This is a genomic window from Aeromonas diversa CDC 2478-85, assembly GCF_000819805.1.
Taxonomy (GTDB): Bacteria; Pseudomonadota; Gammaproteobacteria; order Enterobacterales; family Aeromonadaceae; genus Aeromonas; species Aeromonas diversa.
In genome coordinates this window covers 1-15,156 of the sequence record NZ_CDCE01000010.1, presented here as the reverse complement: position 1 = coordinate 15,156, position 15,156 = coordinate 1, and the positions used below count along the sequence as shown (strand labels likewise).

Annotated in this window: 14 protein-coding genes and 1 pseudogene; 9 read left to right on the top strand and 6 right to left on the bottom strand. The window is 64.0% G+C overall.

All coding sequences use genetic code 11. The features are described 5' to 3' along the window. Nucleotides 1-12: 12 nt before the first annotated feature. Nucleotides 13-2,457 carry an ATP-dependent helicase HrpB gene (gene hrpB, locus BN1121_RS01880; protein WP_005352206.1) on the bottom strand — a complete coding sequence of 815 codons (2,445 nt, stop codon included), beginning with the start codon at nt 2,455-2,457 and terminating at the stop codon, nt 13-15. A gap of 83 nt (nt 2,458-2,540) precedes the next feature. Here hrpB and thpR point away from each other — a divergent pair, with 83 nt between their 5' ends. From thpR to prmA, 4 genes are all read left to right on the top strand, one after another. Then, on the top strand, nt 2,541-3,062 hold the full coding sequence (thpR, locus tag BN1121_RS01875) for an RNA 2',3'-cyclic phosphodiesterase (protein WP_005352203.1): 522 nt from the start codon (nt 2,541-2,543) through the stop codon (nt 3,060-3,062). Continuing rightward, entirely contained in the window at nt 3,059-3,784 is a 726-nt protein-coding gene (gene sfsA / locus BN1121_RS01870; RefSeq protein WP_005352199.1) for a DNA/RNA nuclease SfsA, read from the top strand. Before thpR ends, sfsA begins: the two co-directional genes overlap by 4 nt. Before the next feature lie 136 nt (nt 3,785-3,920). Then, nucleotides 3,921-4,370: an RNA polymerase-binding protein DksA gene (gene dksA / locus BN1121_RS01865; RefSeq protein WP_005352197.1), complete on the top strand. Its 450-nt coding sequence runs from the start codon at nt 3,921-3,923 to the stop codon at nt 4,368-4,370. Between the two features lie 120 nt (nt 4,371-4,490). Beyond that, complete coding sequence (gene prmA / locus BN1121_RS01860; RefSeq protein WP_005352194.1) at nt 4,491-5,369, top strand: 50S ribosomal protein L11 methyltransferase; 879 nt, start codon at nt 4,491-4,493, stop codon at nt 5,367-5,369. Nucleotides 5,370-5,424: 55 nt separating this feature from the next. Here prmA and BN1121_RS01855 read toward each other — a convergent pair whose 3' ends face one another. Beyond that, on the bottom strand, nt 5,425-6,504 hold the full coding sequence (locus BN1121_RS01855; RefSeq protein WP_005352183.1) for a calcium/sodium antiporter: 1,080 nt from the start codon (nt 6,502-6,504) through the stop codon (nt 5,425-5,427). 96 nt (nt 6,505-6,600) lie between these two features. On the opposite strand from BN1121_RS01855, the gene BN1121_RS01850 reads away from it, so the two are divergent. Then, a complete protein-coding gene (locus BN1121_RS01850) occupies nt 6,601-7,239 on the top strand; it encodes an SDR family oxidoreductase (RefSeq protein ID WP_005352180.1) in 639 nt (212 codons plus the stop codon). A gap of 58 nt (nt 7,240-7,297) precedes the next feature. On the opposite strand, the gene BN1121_RS01845 is transcribed toward BN1121_RS01850, so the two are convergent. From BN1121_RS01845 to BN1121_RS01830, 4 genes are read right to left on the bottom strand one after another with little or no spacing between them, the layout of a single operon-like run. After that, entirely contained in the window at nt 7,298-8,476 is a 1,179-nt protein-coding gene (locus BN1121_RS01845) for an ABC transporter permease (protein WP_005352178.1), read from the bottom strand. Continuing rightward, nucleotides 8,470-9,591 carry an ABC transporter permease gene (locus BN1121_RS01840; protein WP_005352175.1) on the bottom strand — a complete coding sequence of 374 codons (1,122 nt, stop codon included), beginning with the start codon at nt 9,589-9,591 and terminating at the stop codon, nt 8,470-8,472. Before BN1121_RS01840 ends, BN1121_RS01845 begins: the two co-directional genes overlap by 7 nt. After that, a complete protein-coding gene (locus BN1121_RS01835; protein WP_005352172.1) occupies nt 9,592-10,569 on the bottom strand; it encodes an HlyD family secretion protein in 978 nt (325 codons plus the stop codon). 17 nt (nt 10,570-10,586) lie between these two features. After that, nucleotides 10,587-12,038 carry a TolC family protein gene (locus BN1121_RS01830; protein WP_043157437.1) on the bottom strand — a complete coding sequence of 484 codons (1,452 nt, stop codon included), beginning with the start codon at nt 12,036-12,038 and terminating at the stop codon, nt 10,587-10,589. 278 nt (nt 12,039-12,316) lie between these two features. Here BN1121_RS01830 and dusB point away from each other — a divergent pair, with 278 nt between their 5' ends. From dusB to BN1121_RS01810, 4 genes and pseudogenes are all read left to right on the top strand, one after another. After that, nucleotides 12,317-13,282 carry a tRNA dihydrouridine synthase DusB gene (dusB, locus tag BN1121_RS01825; RefSeq protein WP_005352166.1) on the top strand — a complete coding sequence of 322 codons (966 nt, stop codon included), beginning with the start codon at nt 12,317-12,319 and terminating at the stop codon, nt 13,280-13,282. Nucleotides 13,283-13,307: 25 nt separating this feature from the next. After that, on the top strand, nt 13,308-13,604 hold the full coding sequence (gene fis, locus BN1121_RS01820) for a DNA-binding transcriptional regulator Fis (protein ID WP_005352164.1): 297 nt from the start codon (nt 13,308-13,310) through the stop codon (nt 13,602-13,604). Nucleotides 13,605-13,703: 99 nt separating this feature from the next. After that, complete coding sequence (locus tag BN1121_RS01815; protein WP_005352161.1) at nt 13,704-14,579, top strand: DMT family transporter; 876 nt, start codon at nt 13,704-13,706, stop codon at nt 14,577-14,579. Between the two features lie 189 nt (nt 14,580-14,768). Then, nucleotides 14,769-15,131: pseudogene (locus BN1121_RS01810) on the top strand (GNAT family N-acetyltransferase); the annotation flags it as partial. Nucleotides 15,132-15,156 lie beyond the last annotated feature (25 nt).

Here is a 15,156-nt window from a genome sequence, read left to right as displayed (position 1 = left end):
TTAGCCTGAGGCTCAGCCCTGCTCCATCCGCTTCTTGGTGAAGCGGGTCGGCATCGCCTCCAGGGGATTATCCGGCCAGTAGTGACGTGGATAGCGCCCCTTCATCTCTTTCTTCACTTGTTCGTATGACCCGGCCCAGAACGCGGCCAGATCGGCGGTGATCTGCAGCGGCCGCTGGGCTGGCGAGAGCAGCTCCACCAGCAGCGGCACCCGGCCACCGGCCACGCACGGGGTGCTGGCCTGGCCGAACATCTCCTGGATGCGTACCGGAATGGCCGGCGCCTGGCCCGGCACATAGCGGATGCGCACCCGAGTGCCGGTCGGTGCGGTGAAATAGACCGGCAGCTGTTCGTCGAGCAAGCTCGGCAGTGGCCAGGGCAGCTGGGCGCGCAACGCGGCCACCAGATCGACCCGCTTCAACTGCTCGAGTCGGGTCATGCCGAGCACGGCCGGCAACAGCCACTGCTCGAGGCCGGCTGTGAGCGCGGCCTCGCTCACTGCGGGCCAATCTTGCTCGGGCAGCCAGTCGGCGGCGCAGCGCAGGCGCGCCAGCAGGCCTTCGCTGGCCTCGTCCCAGGGCAGACAGTGCAGCCCCTTGCGGCGCACCCCGTCGAGCAGGCAGCGCCCCTTCTGTTCGTCACTCAAGGCAGCGAGCGGCTCACTGCCGAGTACCAGCTCACCCAGGGTACGCTGGCGTTCGGCCCGCACCCGGTCGGCCTGCTCGTCCCAGGCGAAGTGGTCGCGCTCCCCCACCAGCTCGGGCAGGTGGCGCACCAGCTCGTCCAGCTCGACCGGCTCGGCCACGAAGATGCGGCTGCCCCGATCGCTCTGACCCATGTTGACCGCCACCAGGGCGCGCGCGCCGGTGCAGGGATGATCGTCCATCAGATCGGCACTCACCCCACCGGCGAGCTGGTAGCGGCTGCCGCTACGCAGCCGGCCGATGCGATCGGGCCAGGCCAGGGCGCACAAGAGCCCCAGCCACTGGCCTGCGGGCTGGGTCGGACGCGCCCCTATCCGTTCGAACCAACGCTGGGCCTGGGCACGCAAGCCACCGGCACGGCGACCGAACAGCACAGACAGGCGATCCGATCCTCGCAGATCTTCCTCCAGCAGGGCTACCAGATAACAGGCGTCGGCGACAATCCCTGACAGACCCTCGACCTCGAGCTCTACGGCCCGCAGCAGCAGGTGCGCCAGACGAGGATGGGTGCCGAGGCGTGCCATGGCGCGTCCGTGGGGGGTGAGTTGCTGCTCCCCGTGCAGGGCTCCGAGCGACCTGAGCAACCCCTCGGCCGCCGCCAGAGCGCCGGCAGGGGGCGTATCGAGCAGAGGCAGCGCCTCGACCCGGCTACCCCACTGGGCCGCCTCCAGCATCAGGCCGGTCAGCTCCTGAGTCAGCAGATCGGGCGGACTCTGCTCGTCGAGCCGGTCCTGCTGCTCGGCGCTCCACAGGCGATAGCAGACTCCGGGGGCGAGACGGCCGGCACGGCCGGCCCGCTGCACCGCAGAGGCGCGGGCGATCTGGCGGGTCTCCAGGCGGGTCACGCCGCTCTTGAGATCGAACTGGGCACGCCGCTCCAGGCCGCTGTCGATGACCAGGGTGATCCCCTCGATGGTGAGGGAGGTTTCGGCCACATTGGTGGTGAGTACCAACTTGCGCCGCCCGGCCGGCGCCGGATCGATGGCCGCCTGCTGGGCGCGGATATCGAGCCGGCCATAGAGGGGGGCAATGTCCACGTCCCCCGCCACCCGCTCGCGCAGCCACTCGGCGAGACGCTCTATCTCCCCCTGCCCCGGCAGGAAGACCAGTGCACTGCCGGCGTGATTGGCCAGCGCCTCCAACACCACGGCGCCGAGCTGGGGCTCGAGACGCTGCTGGCGGCTCCAGGGCCGATAGAAGCACTCGACCGGGTGGCTACGCCCCTCGGAGCGCAGCACCAGGGCCTCGCTCAGCAGTCGCTCCAGCGGCAGGCCATCCAGGGTCGCCGACATCACCAGGATGCGCAGATCATCGCGCAGGGCCTGCTGGCTCTCGAGGGCGAAGGCCAGCGCCGTGTCGGCGTGCAGGCTGCGCTCGTGGAACTCGTCGAAGATCAGCAGATCGACGCCGGTCAGCTCCGGGTCTTGCTGCAACATGCGTGTGAGCACCCCTTCGGTCACTATCTCGAGGCGAGTCTGCCGGCTGACCCGGCTCTCCCCGCGCACCCGCAGGCCGATGCGCTCCCCCACCTTCTCGCCGAGCCGGGCGGCCAGGTAGCTGGCGATGTTGCGCGCCGCCAGCCGGCGCGGCTCGAGCATGATGATGCGCCCCGCTATCCGCTCCCGGCGCACCAGCTCCAACGGCAGCAGGGTCGACTTGCCTGCACCGGGAGGAGCTTGCAAAATCAGCTGGTTATGGGTCGATAGGGCCGCCTCGATGGCGGGGAGCAGGTCGGCGATCGGCAGGGTCGACAAATCAGCGCTTCCGTCATGATAAAAACGGCGCCTATGATGCCACACTTTGCCCCTGCCGTGACGCCGTACCGAGAGGTTTTACCTTGCCCCGACTCTTCTTCGCACTACCGGCCCGAGAGCTGGCCGCCCCCCTCCAGGCCTTTCGGGACGGCCGCCCTTGGCCCGGTGTGCCGGTCCCCCCGGATAACTTCCACCTGACCCTGGCCTTTCTCGGCGAAGCGAGTGAAGAGCAGCGTGCGGCACTGATGGCGGGCGCGGCCCGGCTCCACTGCCCGCCGCTCACCATTACCCTCGACACCTGCGGTTGGTTTGCCCGCGCCAAGGCAGCCTGGATTGGCCCGGCGCACTGGCCCAACGAACTCTCAGTGTTTGCCCGCGAGTTGCAACGCCTGGGAGCACGCCTCGGCCTGGGTAATGGCGAGCAGCACTATCACCCCCACGTCACCCTGTCGCGCAAGGCAAGCGAGGCTCCGGCCGAACTGCCGGCCCCCGCCTTCGTCCTGCACGCCGACAGCTTCTGTCTCTATCAGTCGGTCAGTAGCGAGCAAGGGGTCCGTTACCGGCCCCTGGCCTGCTGGCCGCTGCGATCGCGAGTCTCTGCATGAAATTTCACCCGCCGCTCGAAAGCGGCCTGCTGATCCAGCGCTACAAACGCTTCCTGACCGACGTCCAACTGGACGCGGGCACCACCCTCACTGTGCACTGCGCCAACACAGGAGCCATGACCGGCTGCGCCGACCCCGGCACCCGGGTCTGGTACTCCACCTCGAGCAACCCCAAGCGCAAGCTGCCCCACAGCTGGGAAATCGCCCAGAGCCCGCGCGGCCACTTCATCTGCGTCAACACGGCCAGGGCCAACCAGATCGCCCGCGAGCTCATCGAGGCGGGCGAGATCGGGCCGCTCGGTGGCTACGCGCGGCTGCGCCCCGAGGTCAAATACGGGGAAGAGGGGAGCCGCATCGATCTGCTGCTGGAGGACGACGCACGCCCGTCCTGCTATGTGGAGGTCAAGTCGGTCACCCTGCTCGATGCCGGGCGGGAGGATGGCATGGGCTACTTTCCCGATGCGGTGACGGCGCGTGGCGCCAAGCATCTGCGCGAGCTGATGGTCATGAAGGCGGCCGGTCATCGCGCCGTGCTGCTCTTTATGGTGCTGCACTCTGGCATCGAGAAGATGAAACCGGCGAGCCATATCGATCCGCACTATAGTCAGCTCATTACGGCGGCGAGAGAGGCAGGGGTTGAAATTTTATGCTATCGGCCCCATGTTGGAGTCAAGGGTATTGAACCACAAGGCTTTATTCCATTCGAAACCGATGGAGAGTGAGCCGACGGGGCGGAATAAATCTGCATGGAGTAACAATAATGAAAAGGCTCGTTTGCCACACCGTTACCCATCTGATATAGATACCGGCCTCGAATTATGGATGGCACGGGCAGCGTGCAGTATTAGGAGACAGGGCATGCCAACAGGCGAAAACAGGAAATCTCTGGGCCCCCTGGCCATTGCGGGTGTAGAGCCTTACCAGGAACAAGCGGGTGAGGAATACATGAACGAGCGTCAAAAGACGCACTTTCGCAAGATTCTGGCGGCCTGGCGTAATCAGCTGATGCAGGAAGTGGATCGCACCGTTGATTACATGAAGGACGAAGCGGCCAACTTCCCGGATCCGGTCGACCGCGCAGCGCAGGAAGAGGAATTTGCCCTCGAGCTGCGTACCCGTGACCGTGAGCGCAAGCTCATCAAGAAGATCGAGAAGACCTTGCAGCTGCTCGAAGAGGACGAGTTCGGTTACTGCGAGCACTGCGGCATCGAGATCGGCATCCGCCGGCTGGAAGCCCGTCCGACCGCCGATCTGTGCGTCGACTGCAAGACGCTGGCCGAGATCAAGGAGAAGCAGATGGCCGGCTGATGCCGCCCTGCCAACCCGCATGACTGACAGAGGGAGCCCTTAGGCTCCCTTTTTGCTTTTCGACACCCGCGCCCCCGGGTGATAGAATCCCGCGGTTTTTTACTGTTAAGAGTCGATGCCATGCCCTGGATACAAATTCGGATCAACGCCACCGCCAAGAGCGCCGACAAGGTGAGCAACATGCTGCTGGGGCGTGGCGCCCAGGCGGTCACCTTCATGGATGCCAAGGACGTGCCCGTCTACGAGCCCATGCCGGGAGAGACCCCCCTGTGGGGCGAGACCGAGGTGATGGGCCTGTTCGATGCCGAGGTCGATCCGGCCCCTATCGTCGCCTTCTTCCAACAGATCTTCGGCGAAGAGGTCGGCTACAAGGTAGAGCAGCTCGAGGATAAGGACTGGGTGCGCGAGTGGATGGATCACTTCCACCCCATGCAGTTTGGCGAGCGCCTGTGGATCTGCCCGAGCTGGCGCGAAGTGCCCAATCCCGAGGCGGTCAACGTCATGCTCGACCCGGGCCTGGCGTTTGGCACCGGCACCCACCCCACCACGGCCCTGTGCCTGAAGTGGCTCGACGGCCAGGATCTGGCCGGCAAGACGGTAGTCGATTTTGGCTGTGGCTCCGGCATCCTCGGCATCGCCGCCCTGAAACTCGGCGCCGAGCGCGTCATCGGCATCGACATCGATCCCCAGGCCATCCAGGCCAGCCGTGATAACGCCGAGCGCAACGGCGTGGCCGAGCGCCTCGAGCTCTACCTGCCGGCGGATCAGCCGGCCGGCCTCAAGGCCGACGTGGTGGTCGCCAACATACTGGCCGGCCCCCTGCGCGAGCTGGCGCCGCTCATCGCCGACCTTGGCAAGCCGGGCAGCCTGATGGCTCTCTCCGGCGTGCTGGAGAGCCAAGCCCCCGAGCTCGAGACCATCTATGGCCAGTGGTTCACCATGGACCCGACCGCGGTCCAGGAAGAGTGGTGCCGCCTCTCGGGCACCAAGCACGGCTAAACAACAGGGCTCCTTCGGGAGCCCTGTTGCATCTCTGCGTCTCTCTTACCCCTGCCTATTGCCTTCCCGCACGCCATGCCCGTACGGCCAGTACCACCAGGGTGATGGCGGTAAGCGGCAGCACGAAGCCGGTCATGGCAGCCAAGAAAGAGCCCTGCAGGGTGCTGGAGGTGGCACTCAGGATCAACCAAACGGTGTAGGCAACGTAGTAGGCCAGGAAGAGAGCCCCTTCCCAACGGGCGATGGTGTAGCCGGTAAAGAAGATCGGCAGACAGGCGAGAGCCACGGCGATCATGACGGGAATGTCGAAACGCAGGGCGGTCTCGGAGACCTCAAGCCCGCCAGGTGCAACCATAGAGGTGAGACCCAGAACGCAGAGGATGTTGAAGATGTTGCTCCCCACCACGTTGCCAACGGCGATGTCGCGCTCCCCGCGCAGGGCGGCAACGATAGAGGTGACCACCTCCGGCAAGGAGGTACCGGCAGCCACTATGGTCAGCCCGATGACCAGATCGCTCACCCCGAAGTAGTGGGCAATCTCGATGGCCCCTTCCACCAGCAGGCGTGAACCCATGATGAGCAGCGCCAACCCGGCCACGATAAAGAGCAAATTGCGCGCCCAGGTGAGCGGGGTGTTCTCCTCTTTGGCACCAAACTCCTGTTCATACTCCTGCTCAATCGCCTTGCTCTCCTTACGGCTCTGCACCACCAGGAACACTGTGTAGGAGACGATACCGGCGAACAGCAAGGCGCCTTCGAGGGGTGAGAGGCGACCATCCCAACCCAGCACCAACACGAGTAGCGAAATGCCAATCATCAGTGGCACATCGAGTCTGACCAGCTGCTGGGATACGGCGAGGGGCACAATCAGGGCTGAGATCCCCAGGATGAAGAGCACGTTGAAGATATTGCTACCCACCACGTTACCTACAGCTATGCCGGCCTGACCGTCCAGCGCCGACTGAACGCTCACCGCAAGCTCGGGGGCGCTGGTTCCAAAAGCCACCACGGTGAGCCCCACCACCAGGGGAGAGATCCCCACCAGGGTAGCCAGACGAGAGGCTCCCCTCACCAGGGCCTCGGCCCCCAACACCAAAAACACCAAGCCCAGGGCCATCCACAACAGCGTTGCCATACGTCATCCTTGTAAAAAACATCAAATGATGTTAATTCTCATTTAATCACAAAAGGGCGTCATCGAGACGCCCTATTTTATTGATAGGATTCATAAATGTCTCGTTTCTTGCTGTTCGGCGCCAGCCGTGGTCTCGGCTTGGCCATCACCCGCCATCTGCTCGCTCAGGAGCACGAGGTGCACGCCCTGGTACGCAGTCAGGCCCAGGCCGTAGAGCTGGAAGCGATGGGGGTGCGGGTCACGCAAGGGGATGCCCTGGATGGCGAGGCGGTGGCCCTGGCCTGTGCCGGAGCCGGTGAGGAGGCCCTCACCATCTCAACTTTGGGTAGCTTTCGCGCCGAGCGGCCGGTCGATTTCGAGGGCAACCGCTTGGTGATCGACACCCTTGAGCAGTGCGGCCTGCGCCGCCTGCTGCTCATCACCTCCCTCGGCTGTGGCGACAGCTGGCCATTTCTGCCCGAGCGGGCCCGCGCCGCCTTCGGCCACGAGGTGCGCCTCAAGTCGCTGGCGGAGAGCTGGCTGCAGAGCAGCGCCCTGGCGTGGACCATACTGAGGCCGGCCGGCTTGCAGGATGGCGAGCCGACCGGCCATGCCCGTCTCGCCCCGCAAGGGGAAGAGCTGCACGGTCTGGTGCGGCGTAGCGACGTGGCACGCCTGGCCCATGCCCTGATCCAGGATCCCCAGCACATAGGCCGGATCTACGGCTGCGTCGACGACGCCCTGATCCGCGGATAAGAAGAAGGGGCCACAGGCCCCTTCGTTTCATTCGTTCACCGCCGGCCAGATAGTGCCTCTACGCCGACGCGCTGGCTTGCGGGGCGGCCAGGGTGCGCTGGCGCCAACCGAGCGCCCACCAGGCCAGCAGGCCATAGAGCAGCGCCAGACGCCACAGTTGCCACCAGTAGTGGCTCACCTGATCCGGCGCCGCCCCCATCTGGTTGAGCCTCAGCATCCCCTGGATCGCCGCCGTACTCGGCACCCACTGGGCCAGCCAGTTAAGCGCGGGGGGAACCATCTCCACCGGCCAGATGAAGCCCGCCACGAAGATGAGCGGCATCGAGGAGACCAGCACTACCTGGCTCGGCAGTTCGCGGCGCACGAAGAGAGCGCCGAGCAAGACCCCGAGCCAGAGAGTCGCCAGCACGAAGGGAAGCAGGAAGAGCAACACCTGCCCCGCACTGGCCTCCCGCGCCACCCCATAGTGGTGCAGGCAGAATCCCATCATGTAGGTGACAGGCCCCAGATATCCGATGCCGATCACCAGAGTGCGGGCCAGCAGCAGCGGCAGCAGGGGGGCGCTCTGCCAGTAACCCTCACCGCCGCGCACCGTGATCTGATTCTGGGTTGCCCCGAGCAGGGCGCACCCCATCAGGAGGATCTGGTGCAGGATCAGCAGGAAGACCGCCGGTACCACGTAGTTCACGTATCCCATGGTGGGGTTGAAGACGGGCACCAGGTTGAGCGCTACCGCGCTCCACCCCTTGGCCGCGCCGGGCAGGGGTTCCCCATGGGCCAGCAATCTGGCCACCTTGATTTGGGCCGCCAGGGTACCGCTTGCCGAGGCGAGCCCCTGCACTATGGCGCCATAAACTAGGAAGTAGCTGGCATCGCCGGCGTAGCTCAGGGTCACCGTGTGGCCCTGCATCAGGTCCCGATAGAAGTGGCGAGGGATGTGCAACAGGCCGCTCGCCCTTCCCCTGTCGATCAGCCTCTGCGCCTCGGTAAGCGTCGCCACCTGATCCACCAGCCTTACCTCGGGGGTCGCATCGGCCATGAAGGCGAGACGGCGGGCCAGCTGGCTGCCATCCTCGTCCACCAGCACCACGGCCTGCTCCCTCGGGGTCTGCTGCAGATAGGGCTGGGGATAGAGAAAGGAGTAAAACAGGATGCCGCCAAAAAGCGTCAACAGTATGGCCCGGTCGGCCAGCAGGCTGCGCAGCTCGAGGCGCAACAGATCGCGAAATCCTAGCATGCGGCCTCCTTGCGGCTCGCCTTCAGATAGCTGTAGCCGGTCACCGGCAACAGCAGCCAGAACAGGGCGAGCACGCCGAGCTGGGGCGCCAGCTCGGCCAGTCCGGCCCCGTGGCTTGTCACCGCCACCTGAATATCGGCGTAGTGAGAGATGGGAAGCAGGGCGCGCCAGAAGGTTGCGAAGCTCTCCATGGAGACGGTCGGGAAGGTGATCCCCATGAAGGCAAGACCGGGGGCCGTGAGGGCGCCGGCCATTGAGACCGCACGCGCCGCGTCGCGGATCCCGGCGTAGAAGGCCATCCCGAGGGCGACACAGGCGCCGCTGGTGAGGCCAAGGGCGAGGAGTAGCAACCAGGGCGAGCCCTGCAATGGATAGCCGAGCAGGCCGTACAGGCCCACACACCATACCAGGCCCCAGCCCCAACCGATGAGCCAGTGGAGGGCAAACTTGCGCCCCAGCGCGGGCCAAAGCCCGGCGGCGCCCCAGTTCAGCCCCAGGCGATCCTCTCGTGCCAGGGCGTTGAGCCCGTAGAGGGTGAGCAGGATCTGCCAGGCGGCCGGGAAGATGGCGCCAAGAAGAAACTGGGCGTAGCTGGAGTTGAGGTTATAGAGCGCCGTCACCTGACCGTTCAAGGGCACCGACTGGCCAAGGGCGCCCGGCAGGGCGCTGCCGTCGGCCAGCGCCTGCAGCACGCCGACCTGTCCGTTGAGGGTGCCCACCACCTGGGCCAGGGCGCTGGCGACCACCTTGGCGATCAAGACGAACTGACCGTTGTTCCAGGCGGTAATGCGAGGACCGGTGCCGAGGCGAGCATCCCGCTCCAGATGAGCGGGCATCACCACCAGGGCGTAAATCTCGCCCCCGCGCAGGGCGCGGCTGCCCTCGGCCACCGAGGCATACTCGTCGGCCAGACGCAGGGCCGGAGAGGCATCGAGCTGGCGGGCCAGCTGGCGCGACATGGCGCTCTTGTCGAGATCGACCAGACCGACGGGAAGATCCCGTACCAGGGCCGCCGAGAAGATCCACCAGAGCAGCAGTAACATGCCCAAGGGGAGCCAGAGCGCCAGCATGCGCCCCCAGCCATCCTGCCAGAGCAGGCGAAGTTCACGCCCCATTTACTGCTCGACCAGCACGCTCATGCCCACCCGCAGATCCGGGATGGGATTGACCGGGCGAGCCTCTACCTCGAAGGTACGCATGTCGAAGCCCTGGCGGGTATCGGTGGCGCGCCAGGTAGCAAAGTCGCCCATCACGGCGACGTGGGTCACCTTGAAGCGGCGCGGCTCATCGCCAAGCGCCGGGATGCGCGCGTCAAATTCCTGCCCCATGGGGAAACGCGCCAGCAGATCCTCGCGCACGTGCAGCACGGCCCAGGCATCGTCCATGTCGAGCAGGGTCACCACCGGGAAGCCCTGTGGTGCCAGCTCGCCACTGCGCAGCAGCACCTGGCTCACCTCCCCCTGGTGCGGGCTGGTGATGCGGGTGTCGGCGAGATAGGCCTCCACCTCGGCGACCGAGCCGGCGGCCATGCGGGCCTTCTCGCGGGCCGCCACCTTGGTCTCGGCCTGAGCACCTTCGAGGGCCAGCTGATACTGTTGCCAGGCCATCCCTTCGGTGTAGCGGGCCGCCTGCCAGGCAGTCCACGCCTCATCCCGTTTCTGCAGCGGCACTACCCCATCCCGATGGAGGCTGGCCACCCGCTGATAGGTCTTGCCGCGCAGCTCGGCCGCCGCCTTGGCCTTCTGCCATTGATCCTTGGCGGCCGCTATCTGTTGGGCCCGTGCCCCCTTCTCGGCCTGCTTGGCCAGGGCATCGGCCGCCGCTTCGCCGGCCTTGGCCTGGGTCAGCTTGGCTTCGATCTCGGGGCTGGCCAGGGTGAAGACCAGATCCCCGCCCTTGAGCTGCTGCCCCTTGTGCACCAGCACCTCGTCGATGCGCCCCGGCACCTTGGAAGAGACAGAATACTGCTGGGCCTCTATCTGCCCTTGCAGGCGCACCGGCTCGGGTTGATAGGCAAGCCAGAAGCGCCATCCCAGCCACATGACGGTCAGCACCACGACCCCGAGCACGATCAGGGGACGCTTGGAATCCATGTTCTGTTTCAACGCGCTCATTGGGTCACCTCTATGCCCTGCTCTTGCTGGTAGTGTCTGAACTGATCGGTCTCACCGCCCAGGGCCATCAGGCGCGCCAGTGAGACCACATATTGATAGGCGGCAGCGGCGCGCTGGGTCTTGACCCCGGCCAGCTGGTTACGGGCATCCACCACATCCAGCGAGGTGGAGAGCCCTTGGCCAAAGGCCTTGTCGCGCAGCTTCACGTTCTCCTCGGCCAGCTGTTGGGTCGAGGAGAGGGATTGATACTCTTCCAGCGCCTGACCCGCCTCACGCCAGGTCTTCTCGACCAGCAGCTCGAGATCGCGGCGGGTCTTGGCCTCCAGGAGGTTTACCTGCAGCTCGGCGCTCTTGGCGGCGGCGACCGTCTCGGATCGGCCGTCACGACTCACCAGCGGCATGGAGACCCCCACCCCGACCAGCCAGTCCGGCGCCATCTTGGCCGCCAGGGTATCCTGCTCGTAGAGGTTGTAGTTGCCGTAGAGGAACACCTCGGGGGCATATTTACCCTGCTCGACCCGGATCAGCCCCTTGGCCTGCTCCCGCTTGGCCATCAGCATCTTAAGGCCCGGGTGAACCGCCAGCGTCTGCTCCACCAGGGGAGCGAGCTCGGGGGTCTGCTGGTTGACGAAGAGGGGGTTGCTCGGCTCGGCACTGTCGAGCTTGATGAGCCGCGACAGTGCCAGCTCGGTGATCTCGAGGCTGCGGCGCGCCTTCTGGGTCTCTATACGGGCGCGATCCAGGGCTGACTGGGCAGAGAGCAGCTCGACCCGGGCGATCTGCCCCTGGGCCTCAAGCTTCTTGGCATGGTCATAGTGGTGAGTCAGTCCCTGCTCTATCTCTTGGCGGGTCTGCACCACCTGGCCGGCCAACACCACGCCGAAATAGGTCTGGGAGAGGCTCTCGAAGCTGGCCTGCTGCTTGATAGCGAGCAGCTCACGTGCCTCATTGACCTGGGCCGCTCGAATATCTTGCACCGCATCGATGCGGCCACCGACGAAGAGGGGCCAGAGCGCCTTGACCGAGCTGGTTACCACGTTCTGCTCGGTCAGAGGGGTGATGAAATCATTGCGGGAGAGGTGAGGCATGGGCAGCGGCGGCTTGCCCTGACTGGCCAGTATGCCATTTAGCATGCTCTGCAGGGCTGGCAGCATCTGGAGCAACTCGGGATGACTGGCGATGGGGTTGAGATCCATCAGGTCCATCTCCACCGGCTGATCGAGGCGGGTGTAGTTTGCCCCCACGTCAATCTTGGGCAGATAGAGATCCTTGGCGGCCTCGCGCATGGCCTGCGCCCTCGATACCCCCTCCCGTTCGGCGGCGAGTCCCTCGTCCTGCTGCTGCAGACGGCTCCATGCCTCGGCAAACGTCACCTCTGCGGCCCCTACCCTGACCGACAGGAGGCAGCACAGCAGTGCGCCCCCCATCCCGATAATCCGTGCTGTCATGGTCACCCTGTAGATGTTAATAAATTGACTAGAGCTTTTGCTCTGCGCAAGCGCCGTATGATAGCGCAAAGGTGCGTCAGACAGAAAAAGACAATTGACTCACCCCTCATCTGGAGCGGGTCGGCACCAATTGGCTGATTTGCAAGCTATCCAGATTTTGCAAGCCTTGGAGGGCATTTTTTTCCGAAAAAAAGTTGCCTGACGCTCAAATACTAACCTTTTCTCCTGCCTAAAAAATGCGTAATATACGCCGCCCTAAGCCGATGGTAACCGTAGTAATGCAGATAGGTCCCCACACGCTTGATACCCCCCTGATCGTCGCGCCCATGGCCGGTGTCACTGACCGTCCATTCCGCGAGCTTTGCTTGCGTCTGGGTGCCGGCATGGCGGTATCGGAGATGCTGTTGGCCAATCCGGATGTCTGGGACTCTCAGAAGACCCGCATGCGGATGGACCACGCTGCAGAAGGTGGTATCCGTTCGGTACAGATTGCCGGTGCCGATCCAGAGATGATGGCCTATGCGGCCCGCTACAACGTAGAGCACGGGGCGCAGATCGTCGACATCAACATGGGTTGTCCGGCGAAGAAAGTGAATAAGAAGCTGGCAGGCTCCGCCCTGCTGCGCGATCCGGTCCAGGTCAGAGCCATCTGCCGCGCCGTGGTCGATGCAGTAGAGGTGCCTGTCACCTTGAAGATCCGCACAGGATGGGATCCGGATAACCGCAATGGCGTGGAGATCGCCCGAATCGCCGAAGATTGCGGTATCAAGGCCCTTGCCGTGCATGGTCGCACCCGCGCCTGCCTCTACAAAGGGGAGGCGGAGTACGACACCATCAGGGCGATTAAGCAGGCCGTATCGATTCCTGTTGTCGCCAATGGCGACATCAACAGTCCGGAGAAGGCCCGGTATGTCCTCGACTATACCGGTGCCGATGCCGTGATGATCGGCCGAGCTGCACAAGGACGACCCTGGATTTTCCGGGAAATCCGTCACTACCTGGCCACAGGTACCCTTCTGCCTCCGCCGCCGCGGGATGAGGTCAGGGCCCTGATGCTGGAGCACGTTGCCAACCTGCACCGTTTCTACGGTGACTATCTGGGGGCACGCATCGCTCGTAAGCACGTGGGATGGTATCTGGACGGGGATGAGACGGGCCGAGAATTCCGTAGGCGTTTCAATGGCCTGGAATGTGCCACGGCACAACTTGAGGCACTTGAAGCGTATTTCGATGGATTAGGTTAACGCATAACATAAGAGCCGACCGAATATGTTCGAACAAACCCTGACTTCTGATGCATTGGTAACGACCACTCACAATCACGCCGCCGAGCCGACCCAGCGCCCCCTGCGTGACTCTGTGCAACAGGCCCTGCGTAACTACCTGGCCCAGTTGAATGGTCAAGAAGTGGTGGAACTGTACGATATGGTCCTCTCCGAAGTCGAGGCTCCCATGCTGGACGTGATCATGCAGTACACCCGTGGCAACCAGACTCGTGCTGCCATCATGATGGGCATCAACCGTGGTACCCTGCGCAAGAAGCTCAAGCGCTACGGCATGAACTGATGTGACATCAGTCATCCATTGAAAAATGAGGCGTCCGCTAGCAATAGCGGACGCCTTTTCTTTATGCTCTCCACTTCACCCGATCGCCACGGATATCCCATGCCTCGCGCTGCGTTTCTGCTCATGCTGCTTACCACCCTGCTGGCTGCGGCCGGCTGGCTCTTCTCCAAGGAAGCGATACGTGAGCTGCCCCCTGCCGGCTTTATTGGCAGCCGGTTTTTGTTGGCCTCTCTACTCTTGCTACCCGTGGCCCGATATCGTGAAGGCGACATAACCAGAGGAGCGCTGCCGCGTGCAGCCACCTGTGGTGTGCTGATGGGGTGTAGCCTGCTCCTTTGGGTGACGGCAATCAGTCAGAGTGATGCCCTCGGCAGCGGAGCCTTCATCATGAGCATCGCCACCCTGATGGCACCGCTAGCGGCCTGGGCAGCCTTCCAGGCGCGTCCGGGACGACGATACTGGGCCACACTGCCGCTTGCCATCGCGGGCTTGATATTGCTCTCCAGGAGCACTCAGTGGGGGGTATCCCTCTCCCTGCTCTGGTTTCTGGCAGCGGCGACCATGCTGGGGACCCAGCTAGCGGTACACCGCCACTTCGCCCAGTCGATTTCGCCAACCTGGCTCACCTGCATCCAATTGGCGATCACCGGTCTGCTCGGCATACTGCTCTCTCTGTTGACAGAATCATGGCCAACAACCATCAGCACCGGCATCTGGGGCTGGTTCTCCGCCAGCGTGCTGCTTGCCACGACACTGCGCTATCTGCTGCTCACCCTGGCCCTGCGCCAGATGAGCACGGCGCATGCGGCCCTATTGATGCTTCTGGAACCCGTCTGGACTCTGATACTGAGCGTGCTCCTCTATCAGGAACCGCTGGGCGCGCTCAAGCTCGCAGGGGTTGCTCTGGTATTAAGCGCACTCACCCTCTACCAGCTGCCACTGCGCCGAATCACGCTCTTGCCGAAGGATCGCTGATGCGAGCCTGTATAGCTGATGACTCTGAATACTCAGCCTCATTACAAGTGAGGCCGAAGAGGGTACGACGGCCATCTACTGAGCGATCCTGTTCCTTCTCCGTTCCTGGAGGCGCAACGGGAAGCGGTCCCCACGCCAGTCAGTGGCTGAGTCTTCTTGATCGATATGAAAAGGTTAAACCACTAGGCACAGATCAATGACAAGCGGGAGATGGCCTTCGTCGCCGTTGGGCAGGAACCTCCCTATCAGGAGCAGATCCTGGCGGTGGTGCGCGCCGTGTCGACACCGGATAGACAAGATGCCGAGTTCGCCGTGCTGGTACGTTCCGATCTCAAGGGGCAGGGGCTGGGCCGGGTAATGATGGAAAAGATGGTGCGCTACGCCCGCGACAAGGGAATTGGCCAGCTCTCGGGCATTACCATGCCGAGCAATCGGGGTATGGTCACCCTGGCGCGCAAGGTCGGGTTCAAGGTCGAGGTGTCGATGGAGGATAACCTGGTGAGCATGGTACTGCCGCTCGGCGTGCACACGCCGTGCGGCGCGGATGGATAACCAAGGCCTGCCGAACTCGCGGTAG